The organism is Devosia sp. 63-57 (genome assembly GCF_001899045.1).
Taxonomy (GTDB): Bacteria; Pseudomonadota; Alphaproteobacteria; order Rhizobiales; family Devosiaceae; genus Devosia; species Devosia equisanguinis.
On sequence record NZ_MKUY01000005.1, the window covers coordinates 1,148,338 to 1,168,529 of the forward strand.

Below are 20,192 nucleotides of genomic sequence, written 5' to 3' on the forward strand. Positions count from 1 at the left end.
TAATGTTTCAAGGGACAATAAGCCTTAGCCGGCGACGCGTTCGATCACGGCGCCGCAATTGGAGAGCTTGTCTTCGAGGCGCTCGAAGCCGCGATCAAGGTGATAGATGCGGTTGACCACCGTCTCGCCCTTGGCGGCGAGACCCGCAATGACGAGCGATACCGAGGCACGCAGATCGGTTGCCATCACCTGGGCGCCCTTGAGCTGCGGCCGGCCGGTGACGGTTGCCACCTGGCCATTGACCGAAATATCGGCGCCGAAGCGTGCGAGCTCGGCCACATGCATGTAGCGATTCTCGAAAATGGTCTCGCGAATCTGGCTGACGCCGCTGCTCATGGTCATCAAGGCCATGAACTGCGCCTGCAGATCGGTGGGGAAGCCGGGGAAGGGATCGGTTTCCACATCCACCGCCATGATGCCATTGCCGTTGCGACGCACGCGCAGTCCGCCGGGCTCCACCGACAATTCGACGCCGGTGCCGGCCAGGATATCGAGCGCTGCCTGCAGATGGGCGGGCTCGGCGCCCTTGAGCAGCACATCGCCGCCGGTCATTGCGGCCGCCATGGCGAAAGTGCCGGTCTCGATCCGGTCGGGAATCACCGCAACGGTGGCGCCGTGGAGTTTTTCCACACCCTCGATGGTCAAGGTACGCGTGCCGATGCCCGAAATCTTGGCGCCCATGGCCACGAGGCATTCGGCGACATTGGTGATCTCCGGCTCCTGCGCCGCATTCTCGATCACCGTGGTGCCGCGCGCCAGCGTCGCTGCCATCAGGATGGTGTGGGTGGCGCCTACGGAAACCTTGGGGAAATTGACCGTGGCGCCGACCAGGCCACCCTTGGGCGCCTTGGCCACCACATAGCCGTCATCGATGTCGATTTCGGCACCCAGCGCCTTGAGGCCGTGCAGGAACAGATCCACCGGCCGCGTGCCGATGGCACAGCCGCCCGGCAGCGACACACGGGCTTCGTGGCAGCGGGCCAGCAGTGGTCCGATCACCCAGAAGCTGGCGCGCATCTTGGAGACGAGGTCATAGGGCGCGGTGGTGTCGACGATATCGGCGGCATGAAAGGTCATGCGCTGGCCGACGCCCTCGTCCTCGCCGCGACGGCGGCCATGCACGGCGATATCGACGCCGTGATTCTCCAGGATCCGTTCCAGCTGCTTGACGTCGGCCAAGCGCGGCACATTGGTGAGCACCAGCGGCTCATCGCTGAGCAGCGAGGCGATCATCAGGGGGAGGGCGGCGTTCTTGGCCCCGGAGATGGCAATCTCTCCGCGCAGTTCATTGCCGCCGACCAAACGAATACGATCCATAAAATGGTTCCTCAATAACGGCCCCGCGGGGCCTTCTACCTTTTGTGGGAGGTAGGCGAGGTCTTCGTTGCCACGTAAGCTAGACCAGCCGCTCTCTGCGAAAGTGTGACGACGCTAGAATCGCCCGAAAATGGTTTACGGTTTCTTGTCCGTGTCCGTTCCGGGGGCCGGGTCAGTCTCTCGAGCCGAGCGAGCCCGAGCCTGTTCCTTGCGACGCTTCAGGTTTTCACGCAGCTTTGCGGCCAATCTTTGCTCACGCAGCTGTGCTTCGTCCGATTTGCCCATCAACCTTCCTGGCCTTCGAGTCAACGAAGGCGGTGATAGGCGCTTTTTGGCCTTGCGTCGAGAGAAACGCTATGGCAAAGGAGCCCCCGTCGCCGCAAAGAACCACCAGCGCCGACCCAAAAGATGCTGCCGTAGCTCAGTGGTAGAGCACTCCCTTGGTAAGGGAGAGGCCGACAGTTCAATCCTGTCCGGCAGCACCAGTTTTCCCAAAGATTTCAGTTAGTTAGCCTGCGCTTGCGACTTCGCATCATCGGCTTTACCGCTAGCACACGGGTAGCACGTCATTTGCCCGTTCATAAATTTCAAGGACTTAGCGGGTAGTTTGTGCCCGTGTTAGCACGGCCCTAGCACATCGACACACCGCATAAAGTCGAAGGGTGCCAGCATGAATGCCATCGACAAACGCCCGTATGAGCTGTTCCAGCGAAGCGACAGCCCAAACTGGTGGATGCGGTTTTCGATCACCGGCCACGGCCAAAAGCGGATCGGTTTGAAGACGCCCGACTTCGAGCTAGCGCGCGTGCTAGCCGAGCGAGAGTACCAAAAGGCTGTTTGGTCAGCAGAGGCAGGAGTTTTGCAGGGGAAAACTTCCTTCAGTAAACTCGCCCAGCAATACCTGGATCGGCTCGACAGGCTCAGGGCTAACGACCCAAAACAGGATACCAAGTACTTTCACGATAGGGGCATCATCGACCGCTATCTGGTCCCATATTTTGGGAAGAAGACGATCACTTCGATAACTCACGCCAAAGTGCAGGAGTACCTGGAGTGGCGCCGCCAGTACTGGACCACCGGTCCAGGTAAGGACGAATACGCGATCAAATACGAGCGAGATGGGAAGCAGTTTTCTCGGCCAGTTCAGCATATCGAGCCGGCACTATCCACACTCCGGCGCGAGGCCGTAACCCTACGGAATGTATTCAAACAGGCGGTCACGCTTGGCTACATTAAAGCAGCTGATATCCCTGCGCCGGAATTGAACACTGCTCCCAGGAACAAGCGCCCATCGTTTACTGAGGCAGAAGTCGCCATTCTGTTGACCGAAGCAATGAACCGTATCGCGTTTGTCGGGAAACCCGACGAGCCGCAGCGCCTGGTGGATGCAAAGACGCGTTTCGAGCGCGTCATGCTGTGGGGGTTCGTGCAGATAGCTATCCACACGGGAATGCGACCTACAGAGTTGCACAATCTGTCATGGGCCAATGTCGAAGGCCTTGATATCGCCCGGAAGACAGCGATCAAGGATGGTCGTATTCGCATCGTAGCCTATGGGAAGGGCAAAGCACCGCAACGGCTCGTTCCAAACGTTGAGGCCCTGGGAGGGTTCATCGCGCTCTGGGACGCATTCAAGTCCCAGTTTGGCCGCGATCCGGGCCCCACTGACGCCGTTTTTGTGAACATCGATGGCGGGCGCGCTCAAAGTTACAAGAAGAGCCTCAACAGCCTCCTGGAGGCCACTGGTTTGAAGGCTGACGCCTTTGGTCGCGTGCGAACGGCTTACAGCTTCCGGCACACGTATGCGACGAACCAACTTCGCAAGGGCACGGACATCTACACGCTGGCCATCAACATGCGAACCTCGGTCAAAATGATCGAGATGTACTATTCGGATGTGGTGCCTGATGATGTAGCGAGCAGGCTGGAAGGCAGCTTTTAGGCGCAGCGGCCGGGTTGAGCTGAGCAGACCGGAAGGCCCAAAACGTCAGTTACAGCGCTGCCATGCCTTTTGATACTCGGCATCTTCTGGTCGGCCATAGCACCACCCCCTGCCCTGCAGAATGGCGTGGTATTCTTCACGCGCTCCACACGCACCCATGGTGCGTGGGTCGTCGCCACTGCCACCACGGCAGCCAGAATTGGCCTCAGACCACAGATCGATGATTTCTTCCGTGCTAGCCGCAAATCCGTCATCTGGTGCGATCGACTGGGCAGCATCACAACGGGTCAAAGTCTGACCACGAAAGTGAAAGGCGTCTTGCGAGATGTAGGTGTAACCACCCTCGACGGTTTCCACGAAGTCGTCGGTAGTGCATTGCGCGGTGAACAATACCCGATCACCATCCCGGCGCACGTTCGAAACCGCGCAGCCAGTCTCGATGTAGTCCGTAATCTGCGGGCCGTTTATCACCCTCACAATGCCGCTTTGAAAGTACTCGTGCCAAGCCTCCATGCCGCCTTCGATGGCGTCGCAAATGGACAGACTGCTGGCATACATGCCGTCATTGAAAGGGAGTGGAGCAGAAATTGCTGAACTGGATACTGCCCATAAGCTGACGAGACCGATCGATAATCGCATGGTGCACCTTGCTCGATAAAAGCTGTGTGGAAGCGTTCTTATCGGGCTACTTGCCATCTGGCTCAGAATACAAGAAGAAATTTTGGACCGCCCCTTGAACTCAGAAGTTCCCCGCCCCAATTCTCAACAATCTGTTAACGAAGGGGGCTCCCGGGGGTGACAGAGTACTGCTTGAAGCTGTCAAGACCGAACGCAGCCAGCAAGATATTTATGGCGATCTGCATAAGATACTCCATGATTGACGACTGGATGCTGAAGGTTGCGGACGCGCACAGCGCTCCACAGCTAATATAGGCATTCGCCTCGATGAGTGTGCAGCAGGGCACTTCGGTGTCCGTAATAAACAGTTCCGGGGGAGAGCATAACCGGAAGCACACGGTGCTCTCCTCCCGGTATCGGCTGGGGGAACGTGTTGGCGGCTTGGTCAGCTGTGGTGCGGCAATATCCGCATTTTGATCCATTGATATCTAAAACAGATGCTGAAGGTGTCGCGACTGATCCGAAACGGGTCGCGGAGCACAAGTTCTATCCCTTTCTCAAGTATGATGATCGATGGACCCGGTTCGCTCCAAAAGGCGCGAAAGGCAAGGTGAAATCGCGACCGATCAGGTTTGCGGCTCGCTTGGATGCCTGCGTTTTTTCGTACTACCGAACGAAATTGTCGGCTCGATATGAGGCTTGGTTATCTGCGGCGGGACTGGAAGGAGAAGTGCTAGCCTACAGGCGCATTCCGAAAAAGAACGGTGGCGGGAAAAGCAACATAGAGTTCGCGAAAGAAGCCTTCGACACAGTTAGGGCCTATGGCTCCTGCTGCGTCGTCGCGCTGGATATCAGCGATTTCTTCGAAAATCTGGACCACGGGGTCTTGCAGCGGAGATGGGCGGCACTCCTTGACGCAAAGTTGCTGCCCGCGGACCACTTCCAAGTCTTCAAAGCGCTCACTCGCTACGCCTATGTCGACGTCAAGAAAGCGTATGAGAGGCTCGGATATTTCGGTTTAAAGACGCGCCCTGACGGATCAAAGGTCGAAGGCTACCTCCGCGCGAAAAAGGACATCCCGAAGCAGCTATGCGATGGAAGGACGTTCCGAAGCAAGATCACCGGGGACGGCGCGGACCCATCTATTATTGTCGTCAACAAGACCGGGAAAGGCGTGCCGCAAGGGGCGCCGTTGTCAGACCTGCTGGCAAATCTATACATGTTCGAGTTCGACAAAGCGGTGTCCGATAGGATGGAATCGCTAGGTGGAACTTACATGCGCTATTCGGACGACATTCTGCTTATCGCCCCTGTCAACGTCGCTGAGGGCGAGAAACTGGAAGAGTGGGTGCGAAAGTCGATCGCCACCTATGCCCCGGGCTTAGACATAAAAGAAGAAAAATCATCTCTGCACCTTGTCGAACCAGACGGGTCAGACCAGAGGGTTTCCGCCATCCTTCCATCGGGAAAACCAAACAAAAATCTTGAGTATTTGGGGTTCAAATACGATGGAAAGCATATTCTCATTCGCGACAAAACGATGAGTAGCCTGTACCGAAAAGTGGCAGCAAACTGCCGTGCGATCGCCCACAGCTTCGCCAAGCGGTATCAAGGCAAGTCGACGGCCGAGATCATGAGCATGGCCAATGTCGAAAAACTCATTCAAGCCTTTGGTCCTGTCAGAGATTTCGAGACGAAAAGTGACGACTACAGGAAGTGGACTTTTTCGACTTACGTAAAGCGCGCCAGTAAGGTCATGGGGCCTCTTGGCAACCCGATCAGTCGGCAAACTCGACGGCTACGCTCAGTTATCCGACAAAGGCTTGAGGCAGACTTGCTGGACATAGTTGGCCACTAGGTCGGCACCAGGTCTCAGTCAGTCTCTGCGAAAAAATCTTCATCCAGCCGCTTGAACTCGATGGCCCGGCTGACCCGAACACCGACGTTGTGTTCGATCATCAACCCGGTCAGGTCGTTCCCATCAAGCAGGACTACGCGCTGTGACAGGTGACGGACGAAGTCTCGGGCTTGTTGGCTGAAGCTGGAGGTGGTGACGAAAACTCCTTTGGTGGCCCCAAGGCCGACAAGGCTGCCCACGAAGGCTTGGATGTCGGGTCTCCCGACAGTGTTGCCCTCGGCGTAGCGCTTGGCTTGCACGTAAACCCGGTCAAGTCCGAGGCGATCTTCGTTGATTACGCCATCAACTCCACCATCGCCTGAGCGCCCGAGCTGGGCTGCTGCGTTCTTGTGGGACCCGCCATAGCCCATGGCCACGAGGAGATCGACAATCAACTGCTCGAAGAAGCTGGGGGAATTCTGAATGATCCGTTCCAGAAGGTCGGCACGCAGTGCCGCCTGCACCGATTGATACGCGGTCTCGATCTGTTCTTCCGGCGTGGCCTCGGCCAGATCCGAAGTTCCAGCATTGACTGTGGCACTGGTAGCCACAGCTTCCGCGCCTGTCTCGTTTCTGTAGAATTCGCGGAACGTGGGCTCCCGCATGAGTAGGGCTACATCGATTTTGGCCGGATTGGTTGCCAGCAGTGCCTTGCCCGCTTCGGTTGCCACAAAACGACCTCGTGCAGGGGACGAAATCAGCCCGGCCTTGGACATGTAGAACTTCGCCCAATGAATGCGGTTGTGCAAAATTCTTTGGCGACCGCTGGGCAGCAATTGTTCGCGTTCGGCTTCGGTCAGGCCGAACTGACTGGCAATTCGGTCTGTGATGTCGCCAACACGTTGTTCGCCTTCGCTAGCCAGCACTAGAACCGGCAACATCAGGGTCTGATAGTCTGGAATGGCCATGCCGTCATCTTACCGGGGAATGAAGTAGCGGTTTTCACCCTCGGTGCGGCCGGAGCGGGCGAGGCCGATGGTGGTGAGGGTTTCAAGAAGCGAGGCGACGCGGTCGCGGCGCTTTGGCGTGTTACGACCATCGAAGCTGGCCGAAAGGGCCTCGGGTAGCACCGGGGCCGGGGCCTTGCGCAGGAGATCGACGAGGACGGTGATCTGCTGGCTATTGTCGGCAGGCCATTTTGGCTTTTTGGCTCCGGGCTGGATGACCAGATCGGCCTCGGTCTGGGTGCCGTCGGGGCGGGCGACCTTATGGCCGAGTTTGGGGATCTGATAATCGGGGCGCAGCCAGCGCACGAGGCCGCGGGCTTCCTCGGCGGCGCGGGTCTGGTTGAGGGCGACGAGGCGCGTCAGCAGCTCTTCCTCGGATTTGAGCTGGGCGTCGGTCTTATGGGGGCTGGGCGTCGTGGCGCCGGGGCGGGCGACGAGATCGTGGGCGAGGTCCGACCAGCCATAGGCGGCGAGGACCAGTGTGTCGATTTCGTCGTGAATTTCCTTGAGGATGGCGATGTGGCCGGCGTCGTAGATGTCGCGCTCCTTGTCGGAGAGGGGCGCGATTTTCTCGGCATTGTCGCTGTGGCGGCCGGGGCCGGCTTTCCATTCCAATTCGCGCACCCGTTCGAGCACATTGTAGAGCCCGGTCATGGTGAGGAACGGATGCGCGGCAAGGCGCTCCTTGCGGAAGTCGTCGAGGCGCTCGCCAAGGTCAGAGAGGCGGGACTTCAGGCCGGGGTTTGAAGAGAAGTCGGGGAAGGGGAAGGGATCAAAAGTCGCTGTATGCTGGTACACAGGGTCATTTCCGACACCTTGCCAACCACCGGTCCTATTTGCAAAATCGACGTGAGCGCGTGAGGAAAGCACAGCGAGTTGAGATCGTTGCGAGAGCGCTATCATGACAATTTTGCTCTCGGCCACAGAAGTGGATGATAGCATCACAAATGTCCGATGCTTTGCAGTTCTGCATGTCCCAATGTAATAGTCAGTGTCGATAGTGGCTGCTCTTTGATTTTCGTGTGTACGCCCAAACCACCACCAATGCGCCTTTCGAAAAGGCTCATTGTTTTGATCTCGTTCCGGCTTCACGCGGTCTCGTACGATTTGGACCAGCTCCGGCTGTGACACAGACAGCGCTTCAATATGTTCAGGATACAAGTCTATTACCCATAGGTCGCGAGGCGTCTGAACAAGGTCGCGACCATTGAAGTATGGCTTGATGAAGCTGCCGGCACTTGGCCTCGATCTGATGAGCTTCTGCCGCTCTTGTTCATCAATTATGAACCCAGCCCCATGAAGCTTGTAGCCCATGTAGGCAAGATCAGCGTTGGCTTGGGTACTAGTCAGGCTAGCCAAGTCTGGCCCAACTGAAATGTCTGCCCGAACCTTCCCCTCCCGACGCTCCAACCCCACCTGCGGCGTGTCCGTGTTCAATCCCGCCTCGCTGACCACTTCCGCTAGCACGCCATCCTTCTCGCCGGCCTCGGCCACGGTCATGGCAATGCGCACTGCCGCCTTGTCGGCAGCTTTCATCCAGGGATGGTCGGGCACGGCGAAGACCAGCGAGAGCGGGTTTTTGGCCGCCATGTGGCGCTCGATGACGCGGCGGGAAAAGGTCTGGGTGATGGAATTGGTGGTGATGAAGCCGAAGCGGCGCAGCAGATTGGGCTGGGTCCTCGTGCCCTTGCGGGTCAGGCGCTCGGCGGCGGCGTCCCAAAAGTGCATGACGAAATCGGCGCCACCGGGCAGGTGCGGGCGGGCCTTCCAGGCCGCTTCCGCATAGCCGTCGCCCAGTTCGGCGCGCATGTCCTTGCCGCCAATAAACGGCGGATTACCGACGATGAAGTCCACTTCGGGCCAGTGGGCCGGGCGGGGATTGCGATAGGTGTAGAGCTCGATACGGGCTTGCGGGTCGGGCACCAGTTCGCCGGTTATGGGATGATCCATGCGGGTGATGCCATCCCAGCGGGTGACGGGGGCGCCGGTCTCGTCGCGCAGCGGATCCTTGCTGTCATAGGCAAGGATCGCATCCTGCTGAACGATAGTGCCATAGCGATGCAGCACCGGCTCGGAAATCGAGGCGATGCCGGAATTGCGCAATTGCCATTTCAAATAGCCGATCCAGAGGACGAGATCGGCAATGGGCACGGCGCGCGGATTGAGTTCGAGGCCGTAGAACTGATGCGGATCGACGGTTTCACCCTGCATCTGGAAACGGGCTTCGTCCTCGCCCAGTTCCTCGATGGCTTCGAGGACTTCGCCCTCAAGTTTCTTGAGAAGCTCCAGCGAGACATACAAGAAATTGCCCGTGCCGCAGGCGGGGTCGAGCACTTTGATAGTGCAGAGTTCGTGGTGGAAAGCGCGGGCAATGGCGAGGGCCGCCTTGTCGTCGCCGGAGCGCAGCGCATCTTCGATTTCGGCCTGGGCGCGTTCCCAATCGGCGCGGAGGGGCTCGATGATAGTGGGGACCACAAGGCGCTCGACATAGGCGCGGGGCGTATAATGGGCGCCGAGCTTGGAGCGCTCGCGCGGATCGAGCGCGCGTTCAAGCAGGGTGCCGAAAATGGCGGGTTCGACATCGCGCCAATCCTGTTTGGCGGCAACCAGCAGCTCGTGAATATCCTCGGGCGCCAGGGGCAAGGCGGTGGGCCTGGCGAAAAGGCCGCCGTTGAAATGTTTCAGCACCGCCATTGAATGGGGCTCGAAGCCGCCGGTATTCATGGTCTGCCAGAGGCTCTCCATGGCGGGCGGGAACGCTGCGGGATTGCCCACCAGCTTTTCGAGCAGGTTGGCCATCAGCTTTACGGGGAGCAGGCCCACATCCTCGGCGAACATGGTGAAGAGGCACCGCATGAGGAATTCGGCGACGTCGCGGGCGTCGTGCTTGCCCTCAAGGCGCTTGGCGATGATCGAGAGACGACCGGCAATGTCGCGGGTGACTTCGGCGGATTTTTTCGCCGGGTCGAGGCTCAGCGGATCGGTCCAGATGGCTTTCAGCCGCGCCTGAATGGCGGGATCGCGCAGGTCCTCCATGGAGATGCGAAAACTCTGGGCATCGGGAAATTGCGCATAATTCTTTCCCTGGCCGGAAAAGTCGGCATAGAGCTCGATGACATGGCCGACATCGATAAGGATGACGAAGGGCGGATAGCCGTGTTCGACCGGCAGATGGCGGGTGTAGTCGACCGCCTGTAGGTAAGCCGCGCGCATGACCCGGTCCCAGCCGCGGCTGCCGCGCTTGGCATGGCCCAGCTTGCGGCTGCGCGCTTCCGATCCGAACATGTCGGACTGGCGCAGGTCCTGGGCTTCGCGGCGGGCCGATTGTTTGGCTTCGAGCACAAAATGCCCCCGCTTGTAGCAATCGACATAAAGTTTCGTCGTCGAGCCGTCGGGATGCTGATAGTCGAGACTGCGCTCGAAGACATAGTCATTTCGCGCATTGGCTTCCTGGCTCATGCCCGGTTCCGGCACTCCGAGGGCCGCGCAGAGCCGCGTGATGAAGAGCTGGTAATTGGCGCGTTCGGAGCCACCAGACGCGGACGCCTCGGTGATCAGATCGTCGAGGTCAATCACGTTATATCAAAGCTCCCCCAGTACTTTGGACAGTTCTGCGCCCGAACCCTTGGTGCCATGCTGACCGTCCAACTGGCAAGACAGCAGTGCACGGCAGCGAGCTAAACGTCACAGAATGTATGTTTTATTAGGTTGCCGAAATCGCCGAGACGCCCGCAATCGCTGATGCTTCGGCCGTTTGAAGGCTTTGGTCGCGAGCGCGGGCCAGTGGCAACATCGTGTTTTCTAGCAGACCGCGACAAATCATGAGGTTCCTGTGCGCGAAGCCCGATCTCCTCTTCCTTTCACGTCGAGCGGTAATCTTTGTGCAAGGATGCTTCTGGCATTTGCACCCCGATTCAGCATGCAGGATGCGCGTCTGACAGTCAGATCGCGGCTGCCAGAGTGCTGAAGCGCTACGACAAATAGCGCCCGAGGATCGAGATCACTGTCTCACCAGTCATCCCAGAAGCGCGCTAGAGCAGTGAGGAAATCCTCGCAATCCGCCGGCTCCCAAGAAGTCGGGAAGCCGTTTCGGAGCAGATAGAATTGCTCATTGGCCGTGACGAAGTTCGTCTTGTCAGCGCGCGAGGTCCAGTTCCAGAACTGCAGAAACGTACGTTCAAATGAGTGGTCGAAGAGCGGGCTTGGGAGGTTATAGAGCAAGCCTTCGATGTAGTAGGACGGCGCCAGCCCGTCGCGGATCAGACCACCGCTGACCATGCGGTTGCGCATGTTCTTGATGACCCGCGCCATCGGCTTGAACCAGCCATTGGTGCCCTGATGTTTTGTGGTGCAGTTGTCTGCATGCTGCTTGGGGTAGTTCTCAATGCGGAGCCCATCATTGCGGTAAAAGCAGATGCCTTCGACGTAGCTCTCATCGTACATCGCATTGAACCGGTGATAGCGACGGAAGCGCATGCAGGGGAGCACGTCGGCGTCCCGACGGTTTCCGTTGCCATCGACCCGTATGGCCTTGGTCCCCACGTGCACCGTGTTGCCGTATTTCGCGCGCATCCACGAAGCCACTTCGACCTTGAACTCGGCATATCCGTAAGGGACACCAGCGTACGCTCTGTCGAAGCGCGCGCGGGAATCGTCCGTGAGGCGGTCCACGTCGTACTGAAACGCATCATCTAGGCGCATGACAACGTCCACGTCGCTTTCAGACCAGACGTTAGTGTCGTTCCCGTAGGAACCCTGAAGGAAGGTCGAGAAACCGTGTCCACTGTATGGTGCGTTCGCGTCCTCAAGCGCTCCCTTGATGGCAGCGTAGGTGTCTCGCGATCCAGAGATCGATCCTTGCTTAGACCAAACTTCCAGCTGTTCTTCTGGTATCGCCATCCGTGCCCCCTACGACAGATATTCCCGGAGCACGCCTTCGTGCTTTGCGAAGGAAGCTCTTCCCCGCTGCCGGATGATGTTGAGCTTTGTTCGATCGTGTTCGAAGATGTCTGTAGCCATTTCAGGCTGGGTGAATCCTTCGCTGATCCGTACGGTCGCGATGTGACCGAAGAGGATGGTCCGCAGCTGATCCATCGACTGCGTATTGATCTCCATCGTCTTTTGCAGGAGCTTCACACTTGGCAGTTTCGAAGCCCACCAGAATGCGTCCAGGGGCTTCTTGATGGCCGGATACTCTCCAACACCTACACTGACCACGCGAAGCCGCTCAGGAGCTATTTTCAGGCCATTGGTGGCATCTGCGATCGCATACAGAGTAGGATTGTTGGCGCAGTAGCCACCATCGATCAGGTCCACCGTGTCACCAGAGCCCGTGGTAATCGTCTTGCGGGCAAAGAAGGGGTAAGCGGAGCATGAGGCTTGCACAGCATCCCCGATCGAAACACCGAAGCCAGGTTCGAACGATCCAGTCCGTCCATGCGCTTGAGCAATGTCGCTCTTGAAGATCATCGGACGTTCCATCACCCACTTTGTCGTCACGATCCCGATGTTGGTCTTAAGCGCATCGAAGCCGACGCCTTGGAACACCGCATCGGCCAAATCCTTCAGAGCCGCCGACTTCTCCCATGGCCAGGTCTTCGACATGATCTTCACTACATGCTCATCGTAAAGCGCGTGAACCTCGTCCACGCTCTTTCCTAGCGCCAGAAGCGAACCGATGATCGAGCCCGTAGACGTGCCAAAGATCAGGTCGAAGCGATCACAGAGCGGACCGCCGACCATGCGTTCTATCTCGTGCAGCACCCCAAGCGTGTAAAAGCCTTTGGCTCCCCCGCCATCAAGGCTCAGGATACGGAAGTAGTCATTTGCCATGTGACGCTCAGTTGGGTCTTTGGGCTATTCTGTCAGGTATCGACCGACACTAGTAGGAACGCTAGGGTTTTCGCCAGTGCGGGAAATGGACCTCGCGTACCCTCGTAAGGTCCGGATTAGTGCGGTAGGTGCCGCTCCATAACGTGACACGTCTTCGTTCGTCATACGGTCAAAAGCGGGTCATCCCTAAATCTGCCCGGCCGCGAAAACTGAGCATAGAGCCATTCCAGGACGTCTTCGTCTAACAGTCCACAGACAAAGATCGACAACCAATTGTTCCTACTCTCGTGAAATTCATCCAGGCGAAACAACTCTTTCTCCAGGGTCATCCGTAGCTCGCCTTTTGAAGACGGATTCTGCGCAAGTTCGGTGCTCAGTTGTCCGGGGCGCCGGATCAGTTTCGCCCAGGTCCTCATCACAAACTGAAGAACGCCTGTTTTGCTCACCACGTTATCCATGTGAAACTTCACTGCTGGAAAACTCTCATCGTCAGGCGGCAATAGCACGCGCAAAGAGGCTACTGGTATCGGACCAAGTTCTGTGAACCGAGCTGCTAAAAGTCGCTCTCCGAGGACATTGTCGAAATAAGGATGTAGGATACGCTCTCCGTCGTGTGCCCCGATGAGATGGGTGCTACGCAAACCGTTGCATTTGCAAGCGGGCACCAGGTTCATCCCGAAAACCGCAAACTCAGGATAATCTGTTTTAGGAAGCAGGTGGTCGAGGGTGCCACTATGAAGAGAGCCGCACATCGGGCAAGTGTTAACCTCGCTCCGGGAACGTAGTTCCTTAATATGGAGAAGGTCAGTGTTTGGCGAATTATAATGCCCCAGTAGGTACTTTCCGATTTCGTCCGGGATGGGAACAGCATGCACCATAGAAGCATTGCCAGCTGCAGCAATATACTGCAGATAGCCGCCTCTCATAGCGTCGACGTATGGTTGTAGATGGGGATAGCTGCCTACGCGCGTGTTTTGGGATAACGCATGCAACGCAACATGGTCATCGAAGAAATCCGGGATTGGTAGCCTATTCACTTACCGCCTCCGGCACGGCGAGACATAACTGCTCGAATTTCGCCCAACAACTCCAATGACAGTTCATCTTTGTACCGAGCGAATACCTCGTCCCATGTGTTGGAGGACTGCGCAATGCGTTGCTCTACATCATTCCCTAGCAGAGATGGCTGGTCCTCACCGAAAACGAAGTAAGAAATAGCGCCGACATCAGCGCCAAACGTTTTGAGGGTAGGCGTGTCAATGATGATCGATCTATCTGAGCTTGATCGCAATACTCTAACCTGGTCTTCGAAAGCTTCGCGCACGAAATACACGGAGTGGGTTGCGATTATTGCCACAGAACCGGTTTCTGCGAGCAAACTATCAAGGACAGCCACAAACTGGCTGATTAATGAAGGGTGTAAATGGGTCTCAGGCTCGTCGAACAGGAGCAAGGTCCCGTTCTCTATGTGAAGGCTGGTGAGCGCAGCAAACCGTACAAACGATTGCTCCCCGCTCGACAACCTGTAGCTTCTCCCATCGATAAACCGGGTTGGCTCCCCGTCAGGGTCGACTGCTGCCATGTGACCAAGAAGCTCCTGCTCAGGCCGGGCGCGCAGGTCCGCTATCGAAACTCCCTGAGAGTATTTTTCTCGGCCAGGAAGCCTCAGTTCTTCGAAGCGCTCGATCTTAGACAGCGCGTTCAGAAAAAGGCGGAAGCGAGAATTATCCTTTATTCGTTCCCCTGCCCGTGCGAGCTGGACTATCAGGTCTGACGTCGCTTGATGGTTGCGCTGACCATCACGCCCGGTGAGTACAAACTTGCGGTACCAAACCCTAGACCCACGGCGACGAGGTGGAAAAACTGATGCAGAGGCCGTAGGTGCGAAAGCCAACAGACGATTGAATGTTGGTCGCTGGCCAGCAAGATCTCTAAGGTCGTTTGTGCCCCGCTGCGCAGCCTCAGCGATGCGTGACAAAGTCTGGCTTTTACCAACTCCATTTGGCCCAATCACCACAGCAAAACGCTTAGGTAAGATGGTCTCATGTTGAGCAAACTTGAAAGCTAGCTCGTGCTCGTTTGGCCGACCAGCAAGATGAAAGTTGACCACCAAGCCTTCGGAGATGCGCCCCAACTCCTCGAACTGTACGCCCTCTAAAATTGTGCTTGCGTTCTTCCAGGTGAAGTAGGCCTCAGTGGATCGCAAGAAGCCGATCTGAAACACATCTGAAATCTTTGCTCGTCGGAGCCAAGTGCGTCCTTTCGTAACAACCTCAGCCACAACCATGTCGTGTATTGCTTGAAGTGCCTTTTGAGCATCCTTTGGTCCCAGGCCTTCTACCAATCTCCTGTAGCCTGACATCTCGGGGAGCATAGTGAAGAATTCCGGCAACTTGGCCGGTTCCAGAAATTGCTCGTCGACATTTCGGAGCGCGTCATCAAGCAAGCGAGTGTCTGGATGGCGAACATCTGGAGCAATGAAGCCCAACAAACCTGGGACCACTATCTGCTCACCAGTTCGATCGTTATCTAACGGGTTTATGAAAATATCTATCCGGATGCGAAAACCGAAGTCGTTCCACTTGTCTTGCGACGGGCAGATCAGAATAGATCCCGGCTCCAGGGCGCTGATAGGTTGGGCCGCAAATACCACCCGATAGTCGCGATCGCTAGAATTTGGCATTTGTATCTCTGTCAGCACTTCGCCAGGAAACTAAATGCGCGCTTCTGGTCAGGCAAGATGCAGCGCTTGCGATCCGTGGCGCTTACGCCGCTCCGTGGTCATCGATTTTCAAGCGGGGTCATGTCAACATCATGGTAAGCGCGTAGCCGAGGCCGTTACGGCTTGAAGTTCCATGGCATGAGGTCTGCGATCTGGCTGTTTGGCCAACCGGCGGCGATGCTCTTGAGGGTTTGTGCCAGCCAGGCATTGGGGTCGACGCCGTTCATCTTGGCGGTTGTCAGCAGCGTGGCGATCGTGGCCCAGGTCCGACCACCACCATCCGATCCGGCGAAGAGAGCATTTTTGCGGGTGATGGTTTGGGGCCTGATGGCGCGTTCGACAATGTTGGAATCGATCTCGATACGACCATCGATAAGGAAGCGCTCGAGCGCTGCTCGGCCACTGAGGGTATAGCGGATGGCCTCGGCCAGTTTGGACTTGCCTGACAGGCGCGGCAACTCCCGATCCAGCATGGCGAACAGCTCGGCCACGATGAGACTTGAGCGCTCTGCCCGGACGCTGGCACGCAGTTCTGGATCGTGACCGCGGATATCCTCCTCAATGGCCCAGAGCGGAGCCATGGCCTTGACCATGGCGCTGGCAAAGGGCGAGGCATCGCTGGAGTGGAGATCGAAGAACTTGCGCCGCGCGTGTGCCCAGCACCCGGCAAGGGTCACCGCGTCATTGGCGCCGCTCTGCTTGCCCAGCCGGTTATAGGCAGTATAGCCGTCAACCTGCAGGATACCGCGATATCCATCCAGGTGCCGGGCGACGCAATCGCCGGACCGAGAGTCTTCGAACCGGTAGGCCACCATGGGTGGTCCTGATCCACCGAACGGTCGATCGTCCCGGGCATAGGCCCAGAGCCAGGCGGTCTTCACCTTGCCCGAGCCCGGCGCCAGGGTCGGTAACTGGGTCTCGTCGGCGAAGATCCGTTCGCCCTGTTTGATGGTGTGAAGGACGTACTGGGCCAGCGGTTCGAGTTCGAAGCCCAGCCGCCCCATCCACTGGGCCATCAGCGAGCGGTCCAGCTCCACGCCATCGCGGGCGTAAATTTCCTCTTGCCGGTAAAGCGGCAAGCCATCGGCATATTTGCTGACTGCCACCTGGGCCAGCAGCGCCTCGGTGGGGATGCCGCCGACAATCAGGTGGTCGGGCGCCAGCGCCTGTACAATGCGATCTTCGCCGTCAGCCAGGCGGTAGGCATATTTGGGACGACGGGTGACGATAACGCGGAAGGTCGCCGGGGTCACATCGAGCCGTTCGGAGACGTCTTCGCCAATGCGGACGGCCTCCAGACCAACGCAGTCGGCCGGCACCTCGGGCTCGATGACCTGCTCGATGCGCTCCAGGTGTGGAGCAAAGCCTTTTCGCGGCCGCGACGGACGGGGAGCGGCACTGTTCCTGTCGCGTGCCTCCAGCCCAGCCTTGATCTCCTCAATGCCGGTTTCGATCTCGTCGAACACGAAGGCCATCTGCTCATCGTTGAGCGGGTCGTGCCGCAGCCGTTCCGAGCGTGTGCCGTATTGGGCGCGCTGCAGCATGGCGACGATCGAGGTCAGTCGCGCTATACGCTCGTCGGCCGTGGCGTTGATGACCTTGAGTTCGGCGATCTCGGCATGGGCAGCAGCGATCATCGCCTTGAGCGCATCAATGTCATCTGGGAACTGTTGCGGATCGGTCGGAGCCATAACCGCATTGTAGCACAAAACACCCCGGATTGCCTGGGATTTTGCGTCAGTGAGTCAGTCTGCCACAGGCTTTTACCCAGCCGACTGCGGCCGGCTCTCAGTCACCGCGTGCACCCGTTTCCAGTCCATACCCTCCACCAGTGCCAGCAGTTGCGCATGGCTCAGGTGGATCCGGCTGTGGCCGATCCGCGGCCAGCAAAACGCCGCCTTTTCCAGCCGCTTGGCGTATAGACACAAACCCGTACCATCCCACCATACGATCTTGATCCGGTCCGCGCGCTTGGATCGGAACACATAGAGCGAGCCGTCGAACGGATCGGCTCCGGCGTCGCGCACCAGACCGACCAACCCATCAGGTCCTTTCCGGAAGTCGACCGGATGGCTGGCCAAAAATACCCTGGCGCCCGAGGGGATCATGCGGACCGAACAGCGCGCAAAACCCGGCGCAGGTGATCCTCGCTGATTGTCGGGCCAACCCGGATCATGGCACCTGCGATCTCGATCTCGACAGTCCCGCCCGAGCAAGCATGCTCCTCGCTCGGCGTCTCAAGCCGCTCGACCTGGCCTTTGGCAACGGCTTTGCGCCGCCAGCCGAACAATTGCGAGGGCGACATTCCGTATCGGCGCGCTACTGCTGACACGTTTGCGTCCGGGGCAAGCGCCTCTTCAAGGATCCGAGCCTTGGTCTCATCGGGCCAATTCCGCCGCGATACCGCAGGACTGCTGTCCATCCGACCCGGCACCACCTCTAGCAATTGGAAACTTCTATCACTGGGCATAGGAGCAGACATAGAAACTCACACCGTCATCAAGTCAGACGTGCAAATAATCCAACTCAAGGCAAAGCGTCAGACGGGGGCGCCTTGGCGCTTACACATCATGGAAGGCGGTTCATTCCGCATTTCATCAGGTTCTCAGGCGACGAGCTCGAGTGCTTACCAACGCCAGTTCGAGCGAATGCTGACGCAAAAGTCGGCGAGAATTCTTAGCACGTTGTGACTGTCTGCACGACGAAGGCTGCACACCAATGCCACGCCAGGCGCGGCCACCTTATTGTTTGACACCATCCAGACGATTGGCGACGCTTGTGTAAAGTGCGGAGCGCCAATGTCACGATACAACCCCCACCACCCCTCTTCCAATCAAGTGTTTCACGCTGCCGAATTTTGGAAAAACAAGTGCCTTCTTGAAGATGGCTCTGCCTTCTCTACGGGGGAGATTTGGACCTACGCTCATACTCAAGAGTTAGTAACGCATTTCGTTTTGCAGCCCGACGAAGGTGAAGGGCATTTCCTTGAGAAGCTCAAGACCCAGCTTGCAAACTCATCTTCTGGAGCCAAGCGCCTTATGGCGGAGTTGCTCTGGGTCTACTGCCTTTTTCCTAGTAACTTTGGCCCGGAAGCAAAGCGCAGGCTTGTGCTGCCAGTATGGTCTTGGTCTGGGGCCACATTGGATCCTGCGACTCCGCTTTTGTCCGATGATACGCTCGGCGGACTAGGCTCGGGCGGCCCAGGAATACTCAATCACCGTTGGCGAGAAATCCGGTTCCTGGTCAATTTTGCCGCGCGAGTTAAGCAGCTGTCTCCGCATGAGAGAACGAGTTTGCTGCACGATCCATGGGCGTTCAACGACTTTGTGGACAGCACACCGGACCAGGGCAGAAGACAGCTAAAGCTCATACTACCACACCTCGTCTTCCCAGATACGTTTGAACGGATAGCAACCACAAGCGCTGTGCATGCTATACTGCAGCGTCTTGGGAACACCTCCCGCAGTGATATCAACGCAATGGACAAGCGAGCACAAGACGAAGCGCTCGTTAGGATCCGTGAGAGGCTTGAGGCTGACGCGGGTGAATCTATCGATTTTTATGAAGGCCCAATCTCAGTTCGATGGAATCAGGATGGTGTAGCGGCGCCCGAAACCAATGCTGCGCCAGCACAGGTCGCTGCAGGCGCATCACCCCCGCTCAACCAGATACTCTTCGGCCCACCCGGTACAGGAAAAACCTTCCGGACAATCGACAAGGCTTTAGCCATTGTTGATCCGGCGTTCTATGCAGAAAACCAAAGCGACCGCTCTCTACTTCATGAGCACTTCATAAAACTCGTAGAGGTGGGGCAAATTGCGCTCGTTACATTTCATCAAAGTATGAGCTACGAGGATTTTGTCGAAGGCATAAGAGCAAGCACCGATAAGGATGGGCAACTCTCGTATTTTGTCGAAGACGGAGTCCTCAAACGGATGGCTCGACCATCTACATCCATACGCGTCGGCCAAACGTTCTCCCGTGAGTATCGCGTGCTCCGGTCGACCACGGAAATCCTTTGGTTGCAGAAACCAAATAGAGCGAGCTTGCCTCTGGCGTGGGACATGCTCCACGAACTGACCGAACACGTTCGCAGCGGGACGATCTCAATCAATGACCTCCGGGAAGGCACCTGGTTTGAGAGGCTGGAAGATAGTCGACTAGAGAAATACATAGTCAATGGCTACAAAAATGTAATACCTGAAATCATCAGCTTCATGATCACCGCTGCCGACTCCAATCAGAGCGCAGGGTTGAAGAAAGTACTAATAATCGATGAGATCAATCGCGGTAATATCTCAAAGATATTCGGCGAGCTGATTACCTTGATTGAACCTGACAAGCGTCTCGGGAACGACGAAGCGCTTTCGGTCACCCTTCCTTATTCCAAGGAGCAGTTCGGCCTTCCCAAGTCGCTGCATATTATCGGAACCATGAACACAGCTGACCGGTCGTTGTCAGCGTTGGATCTAGCCTTAAGACGTCGCTTCGTTTTCGAAGAGATGGAGCCAGATCCCGGAGTGTTAGCTGAGATCGAGATCGAAGGAGTTAACATTGGACAGCTTCTTACTGCTCTCAATGCAAGGATCGAGGTCCTTCTTGATCGTGAACACCGGCTTGGGCACGCCTATTTTACCCACCTCGACAGCTCACCAACGTTGTCTGCATTAGCCGCAGTATTTCAGACCCGCATCATACCTTTGCTGCAAGAATACTTCTTCGATGATTGGAAGAGGATCGCACTCGTTCTCAACGACGGCTACAAGCCAGTCGAGAACCGTGTTTTGTTGGAGAAAGACCGCAATATAAATTTACTGTTTGGCACAGACGTGGAGATCCCCGACCGCCCTAGTTGGACGGTCAATTGGGACGCCCTGAACCGAGCGGCTACTTATGAAGGCATGCTTCTCCCTTGAC

Annotated in this window: 15 protein-coding genes and 1 tRNA gene; 5 read left to right on the plus strand and 11 right to left on the minus strand. The window is 57.3% G+C overall.

Features of this window, described 5'->3' with window-relative positions; genetic code table 11:
- Positions 1-24: 24 nt before the first annotated feature.
- A complete protein-coding gene (gene murA / locus BGO80_RS13800) occupies positions 25-1,317 on the minus strand; it encodes a UDP-N-acetylglucosamine 1-carboxyvinyltransferase (RefSeq protein ID WP_126149192.1) in 1,293 nt (430 codons plus the stop codon).
- 410 nt (positions 1,318-1,727) lie between these two features.
- On the opposite strand from murA, the gene BGO80_RS13805 reads away from it, so the two are divergent.
- Positions 1,728-1,802: transfer RNA gene (locus BGO80_RS13805), tRNA-Thr, on the plus strand.
- A gap of 185 nt (positions 1,803-1,987) precedes the next feature.
- Positions 1,988-3,259, plus strand: coding sequence for a tyrosine-type recombinase/integrase (locus BGO80_RS13810; RefSeq protein WP_286721927.1), 1,272 nt, complete (start codon positions 1,988-1,990; stop codon positions 3,257-3,259).
- A 45-nt stretch (positions 3,260-3,304) separates the two neighbouring features.
- Here the strand turns inward: BGO80_RS13810 and BGO80_RS13815 are convergent, their stop codons facing one another.
- Positions 3,305-3,898 carry a hypothetical protein gene (locus BGO80_RS13815; protein WP_286721928.1) on the minus strand — a complete coding sequence of 198 codons (594 nt, stop codon included), beginning with the start codon at positions 3,896-3,898 and terminating at the stop codon, positions 3,305-3,307.
- A gap of 409 nt (positions 3,899-4,307) precedes the next feature.
- On the opposite strand from BGO80_RS13815, the gene BGO80_RS13820 reads away from it, so the two are divergent.
- The gene (locus BGO80_RS13820) at positions 4,308-5,735 is read left to right on the plus strand and encodes a reverse transcriptase domain-containing protein (RefSeq protein WP_286721929.1); all 1,428 of its coding nucleotides are present in this window, start codon (positions 4,308-4,310) and stop codon (positions 5,733-5,735) included.
- Between the two features lie 14 nt (positions 5,736-5,749).
- On the opposite strand, the gene BGO80_RS13825 is transcribed toward BGO80_RS13820, so the two are convergent.
- Positions 5,750-6,682 carry a restriction endonuclease gene (locus BGO80_RS13825; RefSeq protein ID WP_286721930.1) on the minus strand — a complete coding sequence of 311 codons (933 nt, stop codon included), beginning with the start codon at positions 6,680-6,682 and terminating at the stop codon, positions 5,750-5,752.
- A 9-nt stretch (positions 6,683-6,691) separates the two neighbouring features.
- A complete protein-coding gene (locus BGO80_RS13830) occupies positions 6,692-10,297 on the minus strand; it encodes a class I SAM-dependent DNA methyltransferase (RefSeq protein ID WP_286721931.1) in 3,606 nt (1,201 codons plus the stop codon).
- 245 nt (positions 10,298-10,542) lie between these two features.
- On the opposite strand from BGO80_RS13830, the gene BGO80_RS13835 reads away from it, so the two are divergent.
- On the plus strand, positions 10,543-10,659 hold the full coding sequence (locus BGO80_RS13835; RefSeq protein ID WP_286721932.1) for a hypothetical protein: 117 nt from the start codon (positions 10,543-10,545) through the stop codon (positions 10,657-10,659).
- A 70-nt stretch (positions 10,660-10,729) separates the two neighbouring features.
- On the opposite strand, the gene BGO80_RS13840 is transcribed toward BGO80_RS13835, so the two are convergent.
- The 7 genes from BGO80_RS13840 to BGO80_RS13870 form a co-directional block, all read right to left on the minus strand.
- Positions 10,730-11,620, minus strand: coding sequence for an anti-phage nucleotidyltransferase (locus tag BGO80_RS13840; RefSeq protein ID WP_286721933.1), 891 nt, complete (start codon positions 11,618-11,620; stop codon positions 10,730-10,732).
- A gap of 9 nt (positions 11,621-11,629) precedes the next feature.
- On the minus strand, positions 11,630-12,553 hold the full coding sequence (locus tag BGO80_RS13845; RefSeq protein WP_286721934.1) for an anti-phage phospholipase: 924 nt from the start codon (positions 12,551-12,553) through the stop codon (positions 11,630-11,632).
- 161 nt (positions 12,554-12,714) lie between these two features.
- Positions 12,715-13,590 (minus strand): hypothetical protein, encoded by an 876-nt coding sequence (locus tag BGO80_RS13850; RefSeq protein WP_286721935.1) that lies wholly within the window; start codon positions 13,588-13,590, stop codon positions 12,715-12,717.
- A complete protein-coding gene (locus BGO80_RS13855) occupies positions 13,587-15,236 on the minus strand; it encodes an AAA family ATPase (protein ID WP_286721936.1) in 1,650 nt (549 codons plus the stop codon). The genes BGO80_RS13850 and BGO80_RS13855 overlap by 4 nt, the downstream gene beginning before the upstream one ends.
- A gap of 155 nt (positions 15,237-15,391) precedes the next feature.
- Positions 15,392-16,966, minus strand: coding sequence for an IS66 family transposase (gene tnpC, locus BGO80_RS13860; RefSeq protein ID WP_286721937.1), 1,575 nt, complete (start codon positions 16,964-16,966; stop codon positions 15,392-15,394).
- Between the two features lie 72 nt (positions 16,967-17,038).
- Positions 17,039-17,383, minus strand: a complete 345-nt coding sequence (tnpB, locus tag BGO80_RS13865; RefSeq protein WP_286721938.1) for an IS66 family insertion sequence element accessory protein TnpB — start codon at positions 17,381-17,383, stop codon at positions 17,039-17,041.
- On the minus strand, positions 17,380-17,757 hold the full coding sequence (locus BGO80_RS13870; RefSeq protein ID WP_046143976.1) for a transposase: 378 nt from the start codon (positions 17,755-17,757) through the stop codon (positions 17,380-17,382). Before BGO80_RS13870 ends, tnpB begins: the two co-directional genes overlap by 4 nt.
- Before the next feature lie 316 nt (positions 17,758-18,073).
- Between BGO80_RS13870 and BGO80_RS13875 the strand changes: the two genes are divergently transcribed.
- Positions 18,074-20,191: an McrB family protein gene (locus BGO80_RS13875; protein ID WP_286721939.1), complete on the plus strand. Its 2,118-nt coding sequence runs from the start codon at positions 18,074-18,076 to the stop codon at positions 20,189-20,191.
- The last annotated feature ends 1 nt before the right edge of the window (position 20,192 follow it).